Annotated in this window: 11 protein-coding genes; 5 read left to right on the plus strand and 6 right to left on the minus strand. The window is 58.2% G+C overall.

Annotated features, from left to right (window positions below):
• Positions 1-204 precede the first annotated feature (204 nt).
• From IEX74_RS08850 to IEX74_RS08870, 5 genes are all read right to left on the minus strand, one after another.
• Positions 205-1,488, minus strand: coding sequence for an anthranilate synthase component I family protein (locus tag IEX74_RS08850; protein ID WP_229755168.1), 1,284 nt, complete (start codon positions 1,486-1,488; stop codon positions 205-207).
• 42 nt (positions 1,489-1,530) lie between these two features.
• Positions 1,531-3,015, minus strand: a complete 1,485-nt coding sequence (locus IEX74_RS08855; RefSeq protein ID WP_229755169.1) for a tetratricopeptide repeat protein — start codon at positions 3,013-3,015, stop codon at positions 1,531-1,533.
• 131 nt (positions 3,016-3,146) lie between these two features.
• A complete protein-coding gene (locus IEX74_RS08860; protein ID WP_188813244.1) occupies positions 3,147-3,896 on the minus strand; it encodes a zinc ribbon domain-containing protein in 750 nt (249 codons plus the stop codon).
• Positions 3,886-4,986 carry a Nif3-like dinuclear metal center hexameric protein gene (locus IEX74_RS08865; RefSeq protein ID WP_188813247.1) on the minus strand — a complete coding sequence of 367 codons (1,101 nt, stop codon included), beginning with the start codon at positions 4,984-4,986 and terminating at the stop codon, positions 3,886-3,888. Before IEX74_RS08865 ends, IEX74_RS08860 begins: the two co-directional genes overlap by 11 nt.
• Positions 4,987-5,070: 84 nt before the next feature.
• Positions 5,071-5,745 (minus strand): uracil-DNA glycosylase family protein, encoded by a 675-nt coding sequence (locus IEX74_RS08870; protein ID WP_188813249.1) that lies wholly within the window; start codon positions 5,743-5,745, stop codon positions 5,071-5,073.
• A 257-nt stretch (positions 5,746-6,002) separates the two neighbouring features.
• On the opposite strand from IEX74_RS08870, the gene lpxK reads away from it, so the two are divergent.
• The 3 genes from lpxK to IEX74_RS08885 all read left to right on the plus strand — a co-directional run bounded on the left by lpxK (position 6,003) and on the right by IEX74_RS08885 (position 9,793).
• Positions 6,003-7,058 carry a tetraacyldisaccharide 4'-kinase gene (gene lpxK, locus IEX74_RS08875; RefSeq protein WP_188813251.1) on the plus strand — a complete coding sequence of 352 codons (1,056 nt, stop codon included), beginning with the start codon at positions 6,003-6,005 and terminating at the stop codon, positions 7,056-7,058.
• Positions 7,059-7,110: 52 nt separating this feature from the next.
• Entirely contained in the window at positions 7,111-9,069 is a 1,959-nt protein-coding gene (locus IEX74_RS08880) for a putative porin (RefSeq protein ID WP_188813253.1), read from the plus strand.
• A 127-nt stretch (positions 9,070-9,196) separates the two neighbouring features.
• Positions 9,197-9,793 (plus strand): MiaE family protein, encoded by a 597-nt coding sequence (locus IEX74_RS08885; RefSeq protein WP_188813256.1) that lies wholly within the window; start codon positions 9,197-9,199, stop codon positions 9,791-9,793.
• Positions 9,794-9,889: 96 nt separating this feature from the next.
• On the opposite strand, the gene IEX74_RS08890 is transcribed toward IEX74_RS08885, so the two are convergent.
• On the minus strand, positions 9,890-11,743 hold the full coding sequence (locus IEX74_RS08890) for a glycoside hydrolase family 2 protein (RefSeq protein ID WP_188813258.1): 1,854 nt from the start codon (positions 11,741-11,743) through the stop codon (positions 9,890-9,892).
• Between the two features lie 215 nt (positions 11,744-11,958).
• Here IEX74_RS08890 and IEX74_RS08895 point away from each other — a divergent pair, with 215 nt between their 5' ends.
• Entirely contained in the window at positions 11,959-12,954 is a 996-nt protein-coding gene (locus IEX74_RS08895; protein ID WP_188813260.1) for an alpha/beta hydrolase, read from the plus strand.
• A 401-nt stretch (positions 12,955-13,355) separates the two neighbouring features.
• Complete coding sequence (locus tag IEX74_RS08900) at positions 13,356-15,818, plus strand: TonB-dependent receptor domain-containing protein (RefSeq protein WP_229755173.1); 2,463 nt, start codon at positions 13,356-13,358, stop codon at positions 15,816-15,818.
• Positions 15,819-15,971: the final 153 nt, after the last annotated feature.

Here is a 15,971-nt window from a genome sequence, read left to right on the forward strand (position 1 = left end):
AAAATGACAGAATGACAGTTGCCATTGATCAATTACCATTTAACATTTACCAATTATCAACCCTCCGTTCTCGGTACCTAGGTTAAGATAACGGGTAGAATGGTAATTGATCAATGGTGTGCTTGGTTATTGTTGTCGTTGTGAATATGTCCAAGTAACGGGTAGAGTGTGAATTGGTAAATTGTATATATTAAATGTTAAATGTTAACTGACAACGGATCCAAGCACTTCCAGTATCGCCTTGGCTTTCAACAGGCATTCTTCGTACTCACGCTCCGGCACTGAATCGTAGGTGATGGCCGAGCCAACCTGAAAGCTGAGGTAGCCGGTAGCGGCGTTGTACTGCAACGAGCGAATGACCACGTTGAACTCAAATTCACCGTCGGGCCACACGTAACCTAGGCTGCCGCTGTAGAGGCCGCGGCGGGTGCGCTCATAGTGCTCGATGAGCTGCATAGCGCGCACTTTTGGAGCGCCGGTCATGGAGCCCATGGGGAAGGTCGCTCGCAGTACGTCTACTACGTCTACGTCGGGGCGCAACTCGGCCTCGACAGTTGAAATCATCTGCCAAACGTTTCGGAAAGGATACAGGCCGAACAGCTCAGGCACTTGCACGGAGCCGGTTTTGGCTACCCGAGCTAGGTCGTTGCGCACCAAGTCCACAATCATCAGGTTTTCGGCGCGCTCCTTTTCGTCGTGTAGTAATTGCTGGCGCTGCTGTTCGTCCTCGGCAGGTGTCGCGCCGCGCCGAACAGTGCCTTTGATAGGCTGAGAAATGATGCTCGGGTAATAATGAGCCAGAAACCGTTCGGGCGAAGCACAAAGCAAGTAATAATCCTCCCACTTATAGAAACCCGCAAAAGGCATCGGCGACGCTTCATTCAGGCGCCGAAAAGTAGCCGCCGGATCGAGTGCAACGGCTTCGGCGTAGAATTCCATGCAGAGGTTCAGCTCGTAGACCTCGCCATTGAGAATATCTTCGCGAATAGCTTCTACCGTCGTCAGGTAGTCGGCCTTGGGTAGGCGCGGGTGCATAGCCGCTACGCGCGGAGCAGCAGGAACAGGTGGTTCAGTGGCTAGGATGGCGGCCAGGACGCCTGCCGTTTCCCCGTGAATTTCTACTGTGTCCAAGCGCCAGCAGAGCCAGGTTTGAGGCGTGAAGAAGTGCAGCGCTGGCCACTGCAAGCCCGAGAAGTGCCGACTGTGCAGGGCTTCAATCTCATTTTTTAGCTCGTAGGTGAGGATGCCAAACCTAGGTCCGGAAGCCGGTGGCTGTTGGAGCCAGGGGCGCAGCTCGGCCAGCGAAGTAGGAGCGTCGTCGGCTGCATTGGCGACACCTAGCATTCGGTCGAAGGGACCTTCAGGATAGGCTAGGTCGTTGGGATCGAAGTAGGCGCAGTAACGAAACTGAGCCGCCCAATGCAGCGCCCGCGCCCGGAAATCTTCGGGCGATACAGGAAGCGAGGCAAAAGAAATAATGGCTACCAAAGTATCAGATTTTTAAGCAGTAAGCTAGATTTAGCTGATAAACTACTTTAACTCGACCAAGGCAATTTTTGCTTTGGCATCGGTGCTGTTCTTGTACTCGTGCTTGGGCGAATCCAGCACCTTCTGAAAGTAGACCCGCGCCAGATTTACCTGACCATCAGCCTGGCAAAGATAGCCCATCTGTAACGCGGCTTGCGGCGCAAAATAGTACGGTGCCCGCCCGGCAAGTGCGATGGTACGGGCGTAGAACAGGCGCGCAGAATCCAGGCGACCTAGGCCGTGGTAGGCGCGGGCCCAGCGGTAAGGCCACTCCAACTGGTCGCGAAGGGGTGTGGCAGCAGCAGGTGAAAAGGTTCGCAACGTCGCCAGGGCTTCCCGGTAGTAGCCACCATCAATCTGAAGGCGGGCGCGGGTGAGCAGCCGATTTAAGGGCAGCTTATCTTCGTAGAAGCGCTGCGCATAGGCGTCTTCCTCCACCGCCGTGCGGCCCGTGGCATCAATCTGCTGGCGGTAGCGGTTGGCTGCGGTTGCGTCGTTAGCAAGCCAGGCCGCCAGGTAGAGCTTGAAGGCAGCATCCTTGCGGTAGTGCTGGCCGTGGTATTGCCTCAAAAACAGCAGGTTAGCGTGCTCGGCGGCCGCGTACTTGCCCTGGTACAGCAACAAATCGGCGGCCATGTGATGCAGGTACGGCAGCGGCAGGTAGCCCGCACCCTCGGGGCGGGCACGATAGGCTGCCAGGGCGCGCTCGGTCTGGTGCTGGCGCTTATTCAGGCTGATAACCAGATAGCTGTACAATAGGTTGTCGGGCTGCTGATTGGCTAAGCGCGTGAGGAGCTGACTGGCTTGGCCGGGCTTTTTGTAATACGACTCTTGAATAAGGGCAAGCAGAATCTGGGCTTCCGGCTGGAAATCGTTGGGGCGCTGAGCAGCCAGACCTAGGTTTTGCAAACCGGCCTCGGTGCTGCTGCTTAAGCCCAGCAGCTTCAAAAACCAGCGGTAGCCCGGCGGCAGCGCTCCGATAAAGAACTGACACAGCCCCAGCGTTTTGCGAGCCGGCAGAAAGCCAGGATAGCGTTGCACCACGGCTTGCATCTGCAAGTAGGTCTGGCGTAAGTTCCAGGCACCTTGCACTTCATGCCCAAACGTGACCTGAGCCGCCGCCTGGTGCAGCCGAAGCTCCGCCGCCGCGTAGCTTGGCAAGGGGCCGCGCTCCTTGGACTTCGCCAGCAGTTCCAGCCGGTGGTTCTGCGCTTCTATCGTCTTGGTGTAGCGCGTGGCTTCCTGGCTGATCATCAGCTCTGTGAAGTCGGCGCAGTCGGCAACGAGCAGGGTGCCAGCGGCCGTAGGCGAAGCAGTGCGGAGTAGCGTGCGAGCGGGCTCGGGGCGCAACTTTAGTACTTCAGCATACGCGCGGCGAGCGTCGGGAGCTAGCTGGTCGTTGGCAGCGACTAGCTCAATCGGCGCTTGCGAGGGTTCCCGCAGAGGTGCACAGAGGGTTTCATAGAGGTTCGCAGAGGTCGTAATCAATACGAGCATGACTGCCCTCTGCGCCCTTTTGCGAAACCCTCTGCGCACCTCTGCGGGAACCTTCATTCAGCTCAATAAAAAAGGAACGACCGAGGCCGTTCCTTTTCTTCTTACAGGCAATAGCTATAAACCTAGGCTGCTTTGAAATCAACGTCGGCCAGCACGCGGCCGCAGTGCTCACACACGATGATTTTCTTGTGCGAGATGATATCAGCCTGACGCTGAGGAGGGACCGTGTTAAAGCAACCGCCGCAAGCGTCGCGCTTCACTGTCACGACGGCGAGACCGTTGCGCACGTTACCGCGGATACGCGTATACGCCGTCAGCAGACGGTCTTCGATGGGTTGAGTGGCTTTGCCGCGCTCGTCCATGAGCGTTTTTTCCTCGCTTTCGCTTTCGCTCACGATGGTTTCCAGCTCGCCTTTCTTGTTGGTGAGGTCTTTTTTGCGCTCATCCAGACGCTGCTTGGTACCGGCGATTTCCGTGTTCTTCAGATCAATCTGGTATTGGGCCTCCTTGATCTTCTTCTCAGAAATCTGGATTTCCAGCTTTTGCAGCTCAATTTCTTTGGCAATGGCCTCGTACTCACGGTTGTTGCGTACGTTCTGCTGCTGCTCCTCATACTTTTTGATGAGGCCTTCGGCATCTTTCGCGGCTTGCTTGCGCTGCTTGATTTGGTCATTCAGGCCCGCAATTTCTTCGTCGAACTTGCTGACGCGGACCTCGTAGCCGGCAATCTCATCCTCCAGGTCGCGCACCTCTTCGGGCAAGTCGCCGCGCACGCGCCGGATTTCATCGAGCTGCGAGTCAATGCGCTGCAGGTTCAGAAGGGCTTCCAGCTTACTGGCAACGGGGGTCTCCGTGGAAGGATTAGAAATCATATCGGACAGGGTTTGTGGGGGTCTCAGCGATTAAGACCGCAAAATTACTCGTAAAGTTCGCGGTAAGCAAATCCTGGAATAGCTCGCCGGTGAATTGCTCGCTTTCAAAGTGGCCCACGTCGCAAAGCATCAGCTGGCCTTCGGCGCCGAAAAACTCGTGATACTTCAGGTCGGCCGTCACGTACGCGTCGGCGCCGGCTGCGCGGGCCTTGCTGGTCAGGAAGCTACCCGCGCCACCGCACAGCGCTACTTTCCGGATGGGCTTGTCGAAAGCCGTGTGTTTCACCACAGGCACACCTAGGTTCTGCCGCAGGTGCGCCCGGAACTCATTCGGGCTCAGCGCTTTCGGAAGCTCACCGATCATGCCGGAGCCTACTTCCTGGTGCTCGTTTTCGAGCCGAATCAGATCGTAGGCCACTTCCTCGTAGGGGTGAGCAGCGCGCATGGCGCTCAAGATAGCACGCTGCCGATGCAAGGGCAGCAGCACTTCCACGCGCACTTCGTCGGTGCGCTCGGCGCTACCCGGCTCGCCCTGAAACGGGTTGGTGTCGGGGCCGGGTGTGAAGGTACCTAGGCCTGGGAAGCGAAAGCTACAATCATGGTAATTGCCAATCTGGCCGGCGCCGGCGGCGTAGAGCGCCTCCACTACCTGCTCGGCGTATTCGGGCGGCGTGTACACGGCTAGCTTGGCTAGCAAACCACTTTTCGGGTCCAGGATGCGCAGCTTTTCCAGACCTAGCTTTTGGGCCAGCTTGCGGTTCACGCCGGCCAGCACGTTGTCGAGGTTGGTGTGCGCCGCGTAGATAGCCACGTCGTTCTTGATGGCTTTTATCATCGTTTGCTCGACTTCGTTGGCGCCGGTCAGGCGTTTCAACGGCTTGAATACCACCGGATGATGCGCCACCACAACATTGCACCCGCGCCGAATGGCTTCCTCAACGACAGCGGGCGTGCAGTCCAGCGTGATGAGGACGCCTTTTACTTCCGCCCGCGGGTCGCCGCACTGCAAGCCAGCATTATCATACGATTCCTGGTAGGCGAGGGGCGCGGCGGCTTCAAGCACGCGGGCTAGGTCGGCAACGGTAGGCATTGGGAGGAATTAAAAATTATGAATTAAGAATTGAAAATTGGGTGTTCTAGTGCAGAGTGTATGAGGCAAGGTTGAGCGAAAAACTCATTTTTTAAGTGATTCCAGCACCTCCACGTAGCGCGCAACATTCTCGGCCAGCGCCCGGCGCTTGTACTGCATGAGGTAGCGCGGGTGGTCGAGCACGATGATTTCGCCGAACAAACCTAGCTCTTTGTTGAGCTTTTGAAAGTACTTGCCGTTGCGGCGACCCAAACAAATAGCCGCGTGGCGAGCAAGCCCAACTTCCTGGGTCAGCCGCTGCATCGCATCTTGAATAGCGGGCCACAGCGCGGTCGTCACGGCAGGGGAGTCGTAGAAATTGTAGTTGAGACCGTGGCGCAGCAGCACCAGCGGGTAGAGCGAGCCGAGGAAAAAGTGCTGGTAAAACACCTGCGGTCCGCCCATCGCCAGCACCACTTCCTGCACAAACTCGCTCGACGGCTCCCGGCGGCGGGGCAGGTCGTTGTCGATGCCCCAGGCGGCGAGGGCGATAGGATCGGTGAACGCTACGCCGGTGCGGCCATTGCCCAGGCGGCCGGGATTGATGCCCAGCAAGGCTACGCGTGGCTGATTGTCAGCGTAGTAGTGTTCGGCGAATTGAGTAAGCAACGCCAGCGGCGTAGCCTGCTGGTAGGGGCTGATGGCCTCGACTTCCTCCGGCAGCGTGGCCGGCAACGGAAAACTCGTGAGAAAATGAAGCAGGCGGTCGGCGAAGGTCATCAGCGAGATGGTGAGGTGGTGAACTGGTGAGATGGTGCGTTTACGGTTCCTGCGCTGCGGAAGTAAAGCTAGGTTGTTCCCTGGCTCGGCAGGCTGCTAGCATTCTTGTAGCTCTTACGCGGTGAGTCGAAGTAGAGCGTAGCGTTACTCTTCTTCAAGGAAATCTGCTTAAATCATAACCTCACTATTTCGCCATTTCTCCACCTCACCATATTCCCTGTATTTTTGTTGCGCTGCTATCTGTTATAATCTGGTCAATGCCTTCGCTGCTTGCTGTTCTGCTGCTGCCTTTTGCCTGGCTTTATGCCGGGGTTATGGCTGTGCGCAACTGGCTCTACGACACAGGCCTGAAAGCATCAGCTAGCTTTCCGGTGCCAATTATCAGCGTGGGCAACCTGCGGGTGGGCGGCACGGGCAAAACGCCCCACGTGGCATGGGTGGTGCGGGAGCTGCTGGCCCAGGGCGAAAAGCCCGCTGTGTTGAGTCGTGGCTACGGCCGCCGCACGCGCGGCTACCGCCTGGCAGGCGCTACCGATACCGCTGCCACGCTCGGCGACGAGCCCTTGCAGCACTACCAGGATTCCGGCGCCAGCGTACCCGTTGCCGTGTGCGAAGATCGTCGCGCCGGAGTTGCGCAAATCCTTGATAATAAACTAGATATAACAAACGTGGTGCTCGATGATGCCTATCAACACCGCCGCGTGCGCCCGGCGCTGAGCATCCTGCTCACCGAGCAGCAGCGGCCTTTTTACCGTGACTATGTGCTGCCGGCCGGGCGTCTGCGCGAGAGCCGGCGCGGGGCCCGCCGGGCGGATGTGGTGGTCGTGACGAAGTGCGCACCTGGCTTGCCGGATGATGCACAACGCGCTATTGCGGCCCGGGTTCGGCGCTACGCGCGGCCCGGCGTACCCGTGCTGTTTTCGACGTATGCCTATGGTGCGCCGGTACCCGTTACCAGCGCATCAGCGCTGGTCGGGAAAGAGATTGTGCTGCTCACGGGCATTGCCCAGCCGGGGCCATTGCGTGAGTATCTGCTGGCGGCCGGCTACCAGATTACCCACCACGTGGCTTTCGCCGACCACCATGTGTTTTCGGCTGCCGATATTGCAGCAGTGGCCGCGCAATGTCGGGCCGGACAATGCGTTTTTACCACTCAAAAGGATGCTGCCCGCCTGCTGGCCCCCGAGCTGGCAGCGGCCATTGCCCAATTGCCTATCTTTTATATTCCGATTGACGTGCAGTTTCTCGCTGATGGCGCCGCTCGCCTGCAACAGATGCTCACGTCGTTATTTCAGCCCCAAGCTGTTGTCTGACCTGCTTTTGCCTTCGACCTTTCGTGCGCCGTTGCGCTTTTCTCCTGTTTGCGTGCTTCCGCAATCCGTATTCCGGCGGCTTGGGCTGCTGCTGATCTGCGCGTTAGGCCTGCTGCCGGTAGCCAGCCGGGCGCAGATTCTGGATGACTCCACCAAGACGCTTTACGGCCCGAAGACCACGCTAATTCTGCGCGAAGCCGATATTCTGCGCGAAAACTACAAAGGAGTGATGGTGGATACGGCCATTACCAATCTTCAAAACCCGCGCTACTGGACCCACGACACCACCTACCAGCAGGACCTAGGTAACATGGGCACGGCGTCGCGGCCGTTGCTGTGGCAGATGAACACCCAGATCGGGGCCCGCATGGGGCGCGACGCGTTCAACCGCTACTTCCGCGACGCTACCACCATTCCCTACTACGATACCCGCTCGCCCTACACGTTCATTCGCTACGTGCAGAGCGGCCTCGGCGAGCAGGTGTTCGAAATCTCCTATACGCGCAGCCTGGGTAAGAATTTCAACGTGGGGGTAGCGTATGAGCGTATTGCGGGCAATAAGGCGCTGTATGTTCCCCGAAGATCAGGGCTGGCGGAACAATCTAACGTGCTGCTGTTCACGCGCTACCAGACGGAAGATGGACGCTATCATCTGGTGGCCAACTTCACGACCGGGCGGTACGAAGCGGCAGAGCAAGGCGGCGTCCGGCGTCTGCCTGCGGATACCACCTGGTTCGGCTACGAGCGGGCCAACGTGTGGCTGACTCAGGCCGTGAACCGCGACGACCGCGACCAGCTGCACTTCACCCAAACCTACCAGTTGCTAGGTAGGGGCCTTACGGCATTTCATACGTTTGACTGGCGTCGTCAGTCCGTACAGTATACGGATAATGCGCAGGATACAGCAAGCTTTTATCCCTTCAGACGGTATGGTCTGGCGAATGTGGATGATCAGGCCAATTATCGGCAGCTGGAAAATACGTTTGGGGTGCTAGGTCACAGCAATACCGTCGATTACCGGCTCTACGGTCGCCTTCGCAATTTCAGCCTCACGACACGCACGCTTGATAGCCTGTCTGTCTTGTATGCGCCTACTAATCCGCGTTCCGGTTCTCAAGTGATCCTAGGGGGTACGGCAGCTTTTCGTTATAAAATCTTTGCAATTGAAACGGCCGGGGAGATACTGCCTTCATTTGGCTCGTTTGGCACGACTGGCACAAGCGAGCTAGGCGAATACTGGTTTCGCGCATTAGCTCGTGTAGGGCCGCTCAGCGGCGAAGTAGCTAGTAGTTCTTACGCGCCTACCTTTACACAGGACGAATTCTTCGGCGCGCATTATGACTGGAATCATCGCTCTGCCAGCAATGATGTCGTGCGGCCTGATACAAACCGCCCAGGGAACAGATTCAGCTCCAAGTTCGATAACACCAATGTAACCCAACTCACAGGCCGCCTGAATCAAACCCTAGGTACTCATCACCTGGAGGCTTCCGCAACGGCAGTCACTATCGGCAACCTGGTGTACTACGACCGCAATGCCGAGCCGCAACAGCTTACCAGCTCAAAACAGCTCCTGACCGTGGGGGTGCGACACCGCTTCCACATCGGCAAGCTCTACACCGACAACGAGGGCACCTACACGGCGGGCGGCGACGGGGAAGGCTTGCGCATTCCGGCGCTCGTAGCCACTTCCAGGATCTACTACCAAGGCGCTGTTTTTAAGAACGCGCTGTTCGGGCAAATAGGCGCGCAGATGTACTACCAGTCGCGCTTCCGGGGCTACGACTACAACCCGAACACCCAGCAGTTTTACGTGCAGGACCACTTCACTATTCGCAACTATGCGCTCTTCGATGTGTTCCTGAACGCCGACATCAAAACCGTGGGGGTGTTCCTGAAAATGGCCTACATCAACCAGGGCCTCTACCGCGACGGCTACTTCACCACGCCTTACTACACCGGCCTACCCCGCCGCTTCCAGTTTGGCATCCGTTGGCAGTTCTTTAACTAGTGAGATGGTGAGATGGCGAGTTAGTGAAATAGTGAGTAGATATCTGAATGTGCAAGTTGAGCAAACGAAGCAGAGAACTCACCATTTCACTAACTCACCAACTCGCCATTTCACCAACTCACCGCTCATGAAAGAGAAAACCATACTTAAGCTAAAGCTCAATACCGACCCTAGGTGGGTGGATATTGCCAGCAAGAACATCGAGGATATTCTGGTGGACCATGCGTACTGCGAGCAGAAGGCAGCGAGTACAGGTATCAGCCTGATCGTGAAATATCCGGAGAAGACGCGCCTCGTCGATGAGCTGACTGGTCTGGTGGCCGAGGAGTGGGAGCATTTCGAGCGGGTGGTGCGGGAGCTGCGCAAGCGCGGCTTCGAGCTGGGCAAGCCGCGGCGCGACGAGTACGTGGTGCAGCTTATGAGCCATGTGCGCAAGGGCGGCGCCCGCGAGCGGCAGCTCATGGATCAGCTGCTGGTGTCTGCGCTCATCGAAGCTAGGTCGTGCGAGCGGTTTAAGCTGCTCTGGAAGCACATTCCCGACCCCGACCTGAGTCAGTTCTACTACGAGCTGATGGCCTCTGAAGCCGGACACTTCGTGGCCTACGTCGACCTGGCCAAGGAGTACTGCGATCCGCAGGAAGTCGACGCGCGCTTGCAGGAGCTGCTCAAGATCGAAGGCGAAATCGTGACGAACCTGCCCGTGCGCAACGACCGCATGCACTAGCGGCACAGAAGCAATGGCGCAGAAAAAGCCAGCCCGGTTGCGTACGCAACCGGGCTGGCTTTTTCTAGTGTCAGAACGACAAGGTGCTTTTTGATCTCAATTCGCCACTTTCGGCTGCTCCAACGGCCCCGACGCCAGCAAGCCTGCCGGCACGTTCAGCGCCCCCGTTTGGGCGTCGATGATGCCGTTGCGCTCGTCTTCGATGTTGGTGGCCTGCGTGTACACGTCGCCGGCGATGGGGCGGGCGCGCAGCTCCTGTTTGAACTGTCGGATGCGCTCGGTGCGCTCGGCATCGTCGGCGGGGCCGCCGTAGTCGGGAAAGCCGAAACCGCCCCACTCGCTCACAATCAACGGCACCTGATGGCGGTAGAAGAACGGGTCGCCTACCACGAGCGGAAAGGCGGCGGTGCCTTCCATTTCGCCGTGCACGAGCCGGTCGAGCAGCTCGCGCCACCGACCTAGGTCGGGCGTGTAGAGGTGAGCCGTGAGCAGGTCCGATTTCAGGCGCCCCGTAAAGGAAATGTGGTGCCAGCCGTCATTATCGACCACTAAGAACTGCGGGTGCGCCAGCTGCATATAGTGATAAGTATCAACGATATACTTCTGGGTCTTGGTGCTGGTGGCAATATCCTGCACGCCCCAGTCTTCGTTGTAGAGACTCCATATGACGATGGACGGGTGCGTCTCAATCAGCGCCAGCATCCGCAGCAATTCGGCTTTGTGGTTGCGGCGGCTGCGTGCCGTGGAGCTGTGCGGGCTCGGCACTTCCACCCACAGCAACAAACCTAGCTCGTCGGCCAGGTTGTAGATGCGCGGGTCGATGCCGGCAATGTGTACGCGCACCAGGTTGCAACCTAGCTCCTTCATGGCGTACATGTGGCGCTGCATCTCGGCAAACGTAGCCGTACCGGGCTGATACAGAATGCCATCCAGGTAAATCCGTTGGTTGTTCAGGTACACGTGGCAGCCGCGCGCCTCGATTTTGCGCAAACCGAAGTAAGCCTCAATCTGTGCCTCATAGCCGTCACTGTCAATTAGTTGGGCCACCAGGCGGTAAAGCGTCGGCGACTCCGGCGACCAGAGCTGCGCATCCGGCACTTCCATCACGAGGCGCTGCTGCTTTTGCCCGGCTTCCAGACGCATCGGGAAGTCGGAGGTGGCCAGGGGCTCGGCGTCGTGCGAGTCACGGGCAAACACTTTCAGCCGCACGATGTAGTTGCCGGGGTCGTGGATGCGCATCGTCACGTTGAAGCGCACGAGCTGATCTTCCACCACGCTCACCACACCCAGGCGGGAACGGAGGCGGTTGCGCTCCACCATCTCCAGCCACACGCTGCGCACCGCGCCGGTGTAGGTCTGGTACCAGATGCCGCCGCGCTTATACACGTGCGACTCCTGCTTGCCGCGGGGCAGGTCGGCGTCCATCGTATCCACGATGCGCACCGTCAGGCGGTTGCCCAGGTGCAGAATGTTCTCTGGAATTTCGTAGGAAAAGGACGTGTATTCACCATAGTGAACTTCCTCTCCCTCAATAGTATGCAGCAAGTGGCCGTTGAGCCACACCCGCGTTTCGTAGCCGCAGGCCCCAAACGTGAGCTGAAACATGGAGCGGGACTGAGGCTCGCCGCGCTCCGGCATCGTGAACTCGCGCTCGTACCAGGCCACCACTTTGTCCTGCCACGCTACCGGGCTGGCCTGGCCTTTGGCCTGGGCCATGTGCATCTCCACCGAGCCGGGCCAGTTGGCGGTGTGTTCGTAGTGATGACCTAGGTACCAGCCCTCGCGCAGGCCGCAATCGTCTACGTCGATGGCAAATTTCCACTCGCCGTCGAGCAGCTGGTGGTTGTTGAGCCGGAGGACGGCGCGGGGCAATGGGTTCTCAAATTCCTCTTCGGGGCGCTCTTCCTCACGGCTGGCCGTGAGACCTAGGTTGGTGTGGTTCAGATCCATGCGGTGCGGGTTGTTTTAGGGCAAAAGGCAGGCAGTGCTGCTTTGGCTGCTGTCAAACTCAACGGTGATCAAAGTGAGCTTAGTACTACGCAGCAAACGATTTTTTGGCTGGTAGACCAAACAGATTATCAGGACGCAGAAATTGAGGAAACTGCCCTAAATTCACGCAGGCAGCCTCCTTCCCGCCAGATTCCGACACTTTGAATAATGCTATAATGACAAGCTTCTTCTCGCCTAAACAATGGCTCTTTATTGGCCTGCTGCTCTGGCTGGCCGCACAACATGCTGCTGGCCAGCAGCCAGCAGCTCAGCGAGATACGTCGTTCACCGTGTACAGCGCGTTCGTCAAAGCCAAGAAGAATTACCCCGACATCAGCATTGCCCGGCCCGCGGCACCCGCCAGCATCCAGTCGAAGATGAATCTGACGTACTGCACCCTTGGCGCGCGCAGCTTGCAGCTCGATATTTTCTACCCGAAGGCCAAGCGCAAAAAGGGCTATCCGGCGGTGCTGTTCATCTATGGCGGCGGCTGGCGCTCCGGCGAACGTTCGCAGCATGTGCCTATGGCCCAGCAGCTTGCGGCGAAAGGCTACGTGACCGTGACGGCCGACTATCGGCTTTCCACGGAAGCGCTTTACCCGGCCGCGGTCCACGATCTGAAAGCCGCCATTCGCTGGCTGCGCGCCAACGCCAGGCAATATCCGATTGATACGACCAGGATTGCCGTGTGGGGCTTCTCGGCCGGCGGGCAGCTCGCTTCCCTCATCGGCACCACCAACGGCGACGCGCAGTTTGAGGGCGACGCGTGCAATAAGAGCCACTCCAGCAGCGTGCAAGCCATTGTGGATGTGGATGGTACCCTAGCTTTCATCCACCCTGAATCAGGTGAGGGCAACGACAGCAAAGGCCCTTCGGCGGCCACGTACTGGTTTGGCGTCTCCAAAACCGAAAAGCCCGACCTGTGGCATCAGGCCGGCGCCCTCAACCACGTAACCGCCAAAACGCCGCCTATCGTCTTCATCAACAGCGCCGTAGACAGAATGCACGCCGGCCGCGAGGATATGATTAAGAAGCTGGATACCTACCACATCTACCACGAAACTCACACCTTTCCTAACTCGCCGCACCCGTTTCCGCTGTTCAATCCGTGGTTTGAGCCGACGCTGAGCTACACAGCGGCTTTTCTGGATAAGGTATTTAAGGTGAAGTAATTAGGGCGGGATCTACTGTAAAGCAATACCTAGGTTTTCACAACCACCAATGCCTAGGTTTCGCTGAACGGCTTTGTCAGGTTCGCCTGGCAAAGCCGTTTTTGTTTTCGGTGCTTGCGCCTTCCTTCGGTTCGGTAAGCCCTTAAAAAAAGTTTGGCTTTTTCTGTAACGATTCAAAAGTCGCGCGGTATCCCCGTCTGAATTTCATTCTCTCGCCTTCCTCCTGCCTCTTCGCCGGTCGTGCACAGCCGGTTAGCATACGGTAGGAGCGAGGCCTCTCGTGCCGCCTCATAAGGCTTGGCGCATAGCAAAGCTAGGTTTTGGCTGGTCCGGCAAGCCCAAATCAGCTTTCTGCGGCATTTCTCTTTTCACCTCAGCACTGCGCTCTATTTGAAAGTAAAATGTGTACACGTCTTATTGTATTTATAGCCAAAAGCTTAGCCTTGCTGATGCTGTCGTTGGCGGCACCCGTTGCACTGGCGCAGAATGCGGGCAGCATCACGGGCACCGTGCGCACCGCCGAGGGCAAACCCATTGACTACGCCACACTTACGCTGCACCACGCTGCCGATTCGGCCGTCGTAAAAACCGAATTTAGTGATGCAAGCGGGGCCTTTCGCTTCGAGCGCCCGCCCGCCGGGCGCTACCGGTTGTCGGCGACGCAGGTCGGCTTTGTACGGTATTGGAGCGAGCCTTTCACATTGTCGACCAATGGCTTAGCCTTGCCGAGCATCACCCTGCAAGCCAGCGCCGCCACCCAACTGAAAGAAGTGCAGGTAGTCGCCCAGAAGCCGTTGTTTGAGCGTCTGGCCGACCGCACCGTGGTGAACGTGGAAGGCAGCACCCTAGCGGCCGGCAACACGGCGCTGGATGTGCTGAGCCGCTCGCCCGGCGTGACCGTGGATGCCAACGACAACCTGGCCCTGCGCGGCCGGCAAGGCTTGCTGGTGCTCATCGACGGCAAGCGCCAGCCCATGACGGGCTCCGAACTAGCTGACTATCTGCGCGTTTTACCTGCCGATCAGCTCAAGAACATCGAGCTGATTACCAACCCGCCGGCCAAGTACGACGCGCAGGGCGGCGCCGGTATCATCGCCATCAACCTCAAAAAGGACCAAAGGCTAGGTACCAATGGCTCCTTGAATACCAGCTACGGACGCGGGAAGTACGGGAAGTTTACCAGCACCTTGTCGGGCAATCATCGGCGCGAAGGGCTCAACCTTTTCACCTCGGCCACCTACACGCGGCGCAATAGTTTCGGCATCCGCAACACCTACCGCTACTTCTACGAGCCGCAGGGCGACAACCCGGTGCTCGATGGCACCAGCGACCAGCGCAACTACCTGACCGGCCAGGATCATTTTCTGATTTATAAGCTCGGGGCCGACGTAAACCTGTCGAAGAATACGACGATAGGCGCCGTTCTGGCGGGTTTCGCGGTGCCAAATCCGCACCCGAGAGGCGCGGGCACCAACACGAGCACCTTCTACGATGGCAGCGGCCAGGTACAGAATTATTACACGGCCCGCAGCACGAGTGAGGGCTACAACCCCAACATTACGGGCAATCTGAACTTCAAACACACCTTTGCTAATGCCGCAGCCGGCAGCCGGGAGCTGACCGCCGATGTCGATTACGCCCGCTACGACACGCGCCGACTGCAAAGCCAGACCATCTTGCCGGAGCTGGGAAATCTGCCAGAATCCACCATTACCGGCGACCAGACCAGCCTCCTGACCATTCAGGCCCTGAAAGCCGACTACACGCAGGCGCTGAATGCCCAGACGCGTCTGGAGGCCGGCGCCAAAACCAGTCGGGTATATTCGGATAACGACGTGCTGTTCGAAAATACCGTCAACGATGTGACAACCACCAACCTAGGTTTGACGAATCACTTCCGCTACGATGAAGTTATTTCGGCTGCCTACCTGAATTTGAATCGGACGGCGGGTAAGCTGAACGTGCAGGCCGGCTTGCGGGGCGAGCACACCTACGCCGTGGGCAAGCAGGTGGTGAGTGACGACAACTTTCAGCGCAACTACTACCAGCTCTTCCCCAGCGCGGCGCTGAAGTATACCGCCAGCGACCAGCACGAGCTAGGTGCCTCCCTGAGCCGGCGCATCAACCGGCCTTCGTACCGGCAGCTCAACCCGTTCCGCAGCATCATCGACCCGGCGACCTACGCTAAAGGCAACCCCAATCTGCGCCCGGAAACCAGCTACAACGTGGAGCTTACCCACACCTTCAAACAGAAATTCACGACCGCGCTCAGCTACAGCATCACTAGGAGCCCCATCACCGACGTGGCCTACCCCGAAACCGACACCACAACCGTTTCGACCTACGTGAACCTGACGCGCCAGCATTACCTGGCCCTCACGTTTACGGCGCCGATTACGGTGGGTAAGTGGCTGAATATCTACAATAACGCGGTGTTCTACTACATCCACTTCGAGGGGAACCTGGCGGGCACGTCGCTGAACAAAGGGCGCCCCGCGTTTAGCCTGAGCAGCAACAGCACGCTCACCTTGGGCAAAGGCTGGAGCGGGGAGCTGAATGCCAGCTACGAGTCGCGCCAGCAGGTCGGGTACTTCGATTTCCGGCCTTTTGGGCAGCTGAACGTGGGCCTGCAAAAAGCAGTTTTCGGCACGAAAGGCACCCTCAAGCTTGCGGCCACGGATATTCTGTACACCTCGCCCTTGCGCGCCACCTCGCTCTACAACAACTATCGCCAGGACCTCTACCTGCGCCGCGATTCGCGCGTGGTAACGCTCTCGTTGGCTTGGCGGTTCGGCAACGACAAGCTCACGGCTGCCGGCCAGCGCAAGAGCGGCGCCGAAGACGAGAAGCGCCGGGCGCAGTAAGGGGCCTGAGTAACCTAGGTGCCGCCGCAATTTTTGGTGGTACCTGGGTGGTTTTGCTGAGGCAAGCGAAGCCGGCAGAAGCTAGGTTTTGGCTCCTAACAAGCTGATCTGTTGTTAATCCCGACAATATCCTGGCTGGCTTTTCTCCGTTAA

Origin of the sequence: Hymenobacter cavernae (genome assembly GCF_014641455.1) — a bacterium.
GTDB lineage: Bacteria > Bacteroidota > Bacteroidia > Cytophagales > Hymenobacteraceae > Hymenobacter > Hymenobacter cavernae.

Coding starts and splice junctions, on each gene's coding strand:
- lpxK (WP_188813251.1), top strand. CDS start 6,003: ATGCCTTCGCTGCTTGCTGTTCTGCTGCTGCCTTTTGCCTGGCTTTAT.
- IEX74_RS08885 (WP_188813256.1), top strand. CDS start 9,197: ATGAAAGAGAAAACCATACTTAAGCTAAAGCTCAATACCGACCCTAGG.
- IEX74_RS08865 (WP_188813247.1), bottom strand. CDS start 4,986: ATGCCTACCGTTGCCGACCTAGCCCGCGTGCTTGAAGCCGCCGCGCCC.
- IEX74_RS08900 (WP_229755173.1), top strand. CDS start 13,356: ATGTGTACACGTCTTATTGTATTTATAGCCAAAAGCTTAGCCTTGCTG.
- IEX74_RS08860 (WP_188813244.1), bottom strand. CDS start 3,896: ATGATTTCTAATCCTTCCACGGAGACCCCCGTTGCCAGTAAGCTGGAA.
- IEX74_RS08870 (WP_188813249.1), bottom strand. CDS start 5,745: ATGACCTTCGCCGACCGCCTGCTTCATTTTCTCACGAGTTTTCCGTTG.
- IEX74_RS08890 (WP_188813258.1), bottom strand. CDS start 11,743: ATGGATCTGAACCACACCAACCTAGGTCTCACGGCCAGCCGTGAGGAA.
- IEX74_RS08895 (WP_188813260.1), top strand. CDS start 11,959: ATGACAAGCTTCTTCTCGCCTAAACAATGGCTCTTTATTGGCCTGCTG.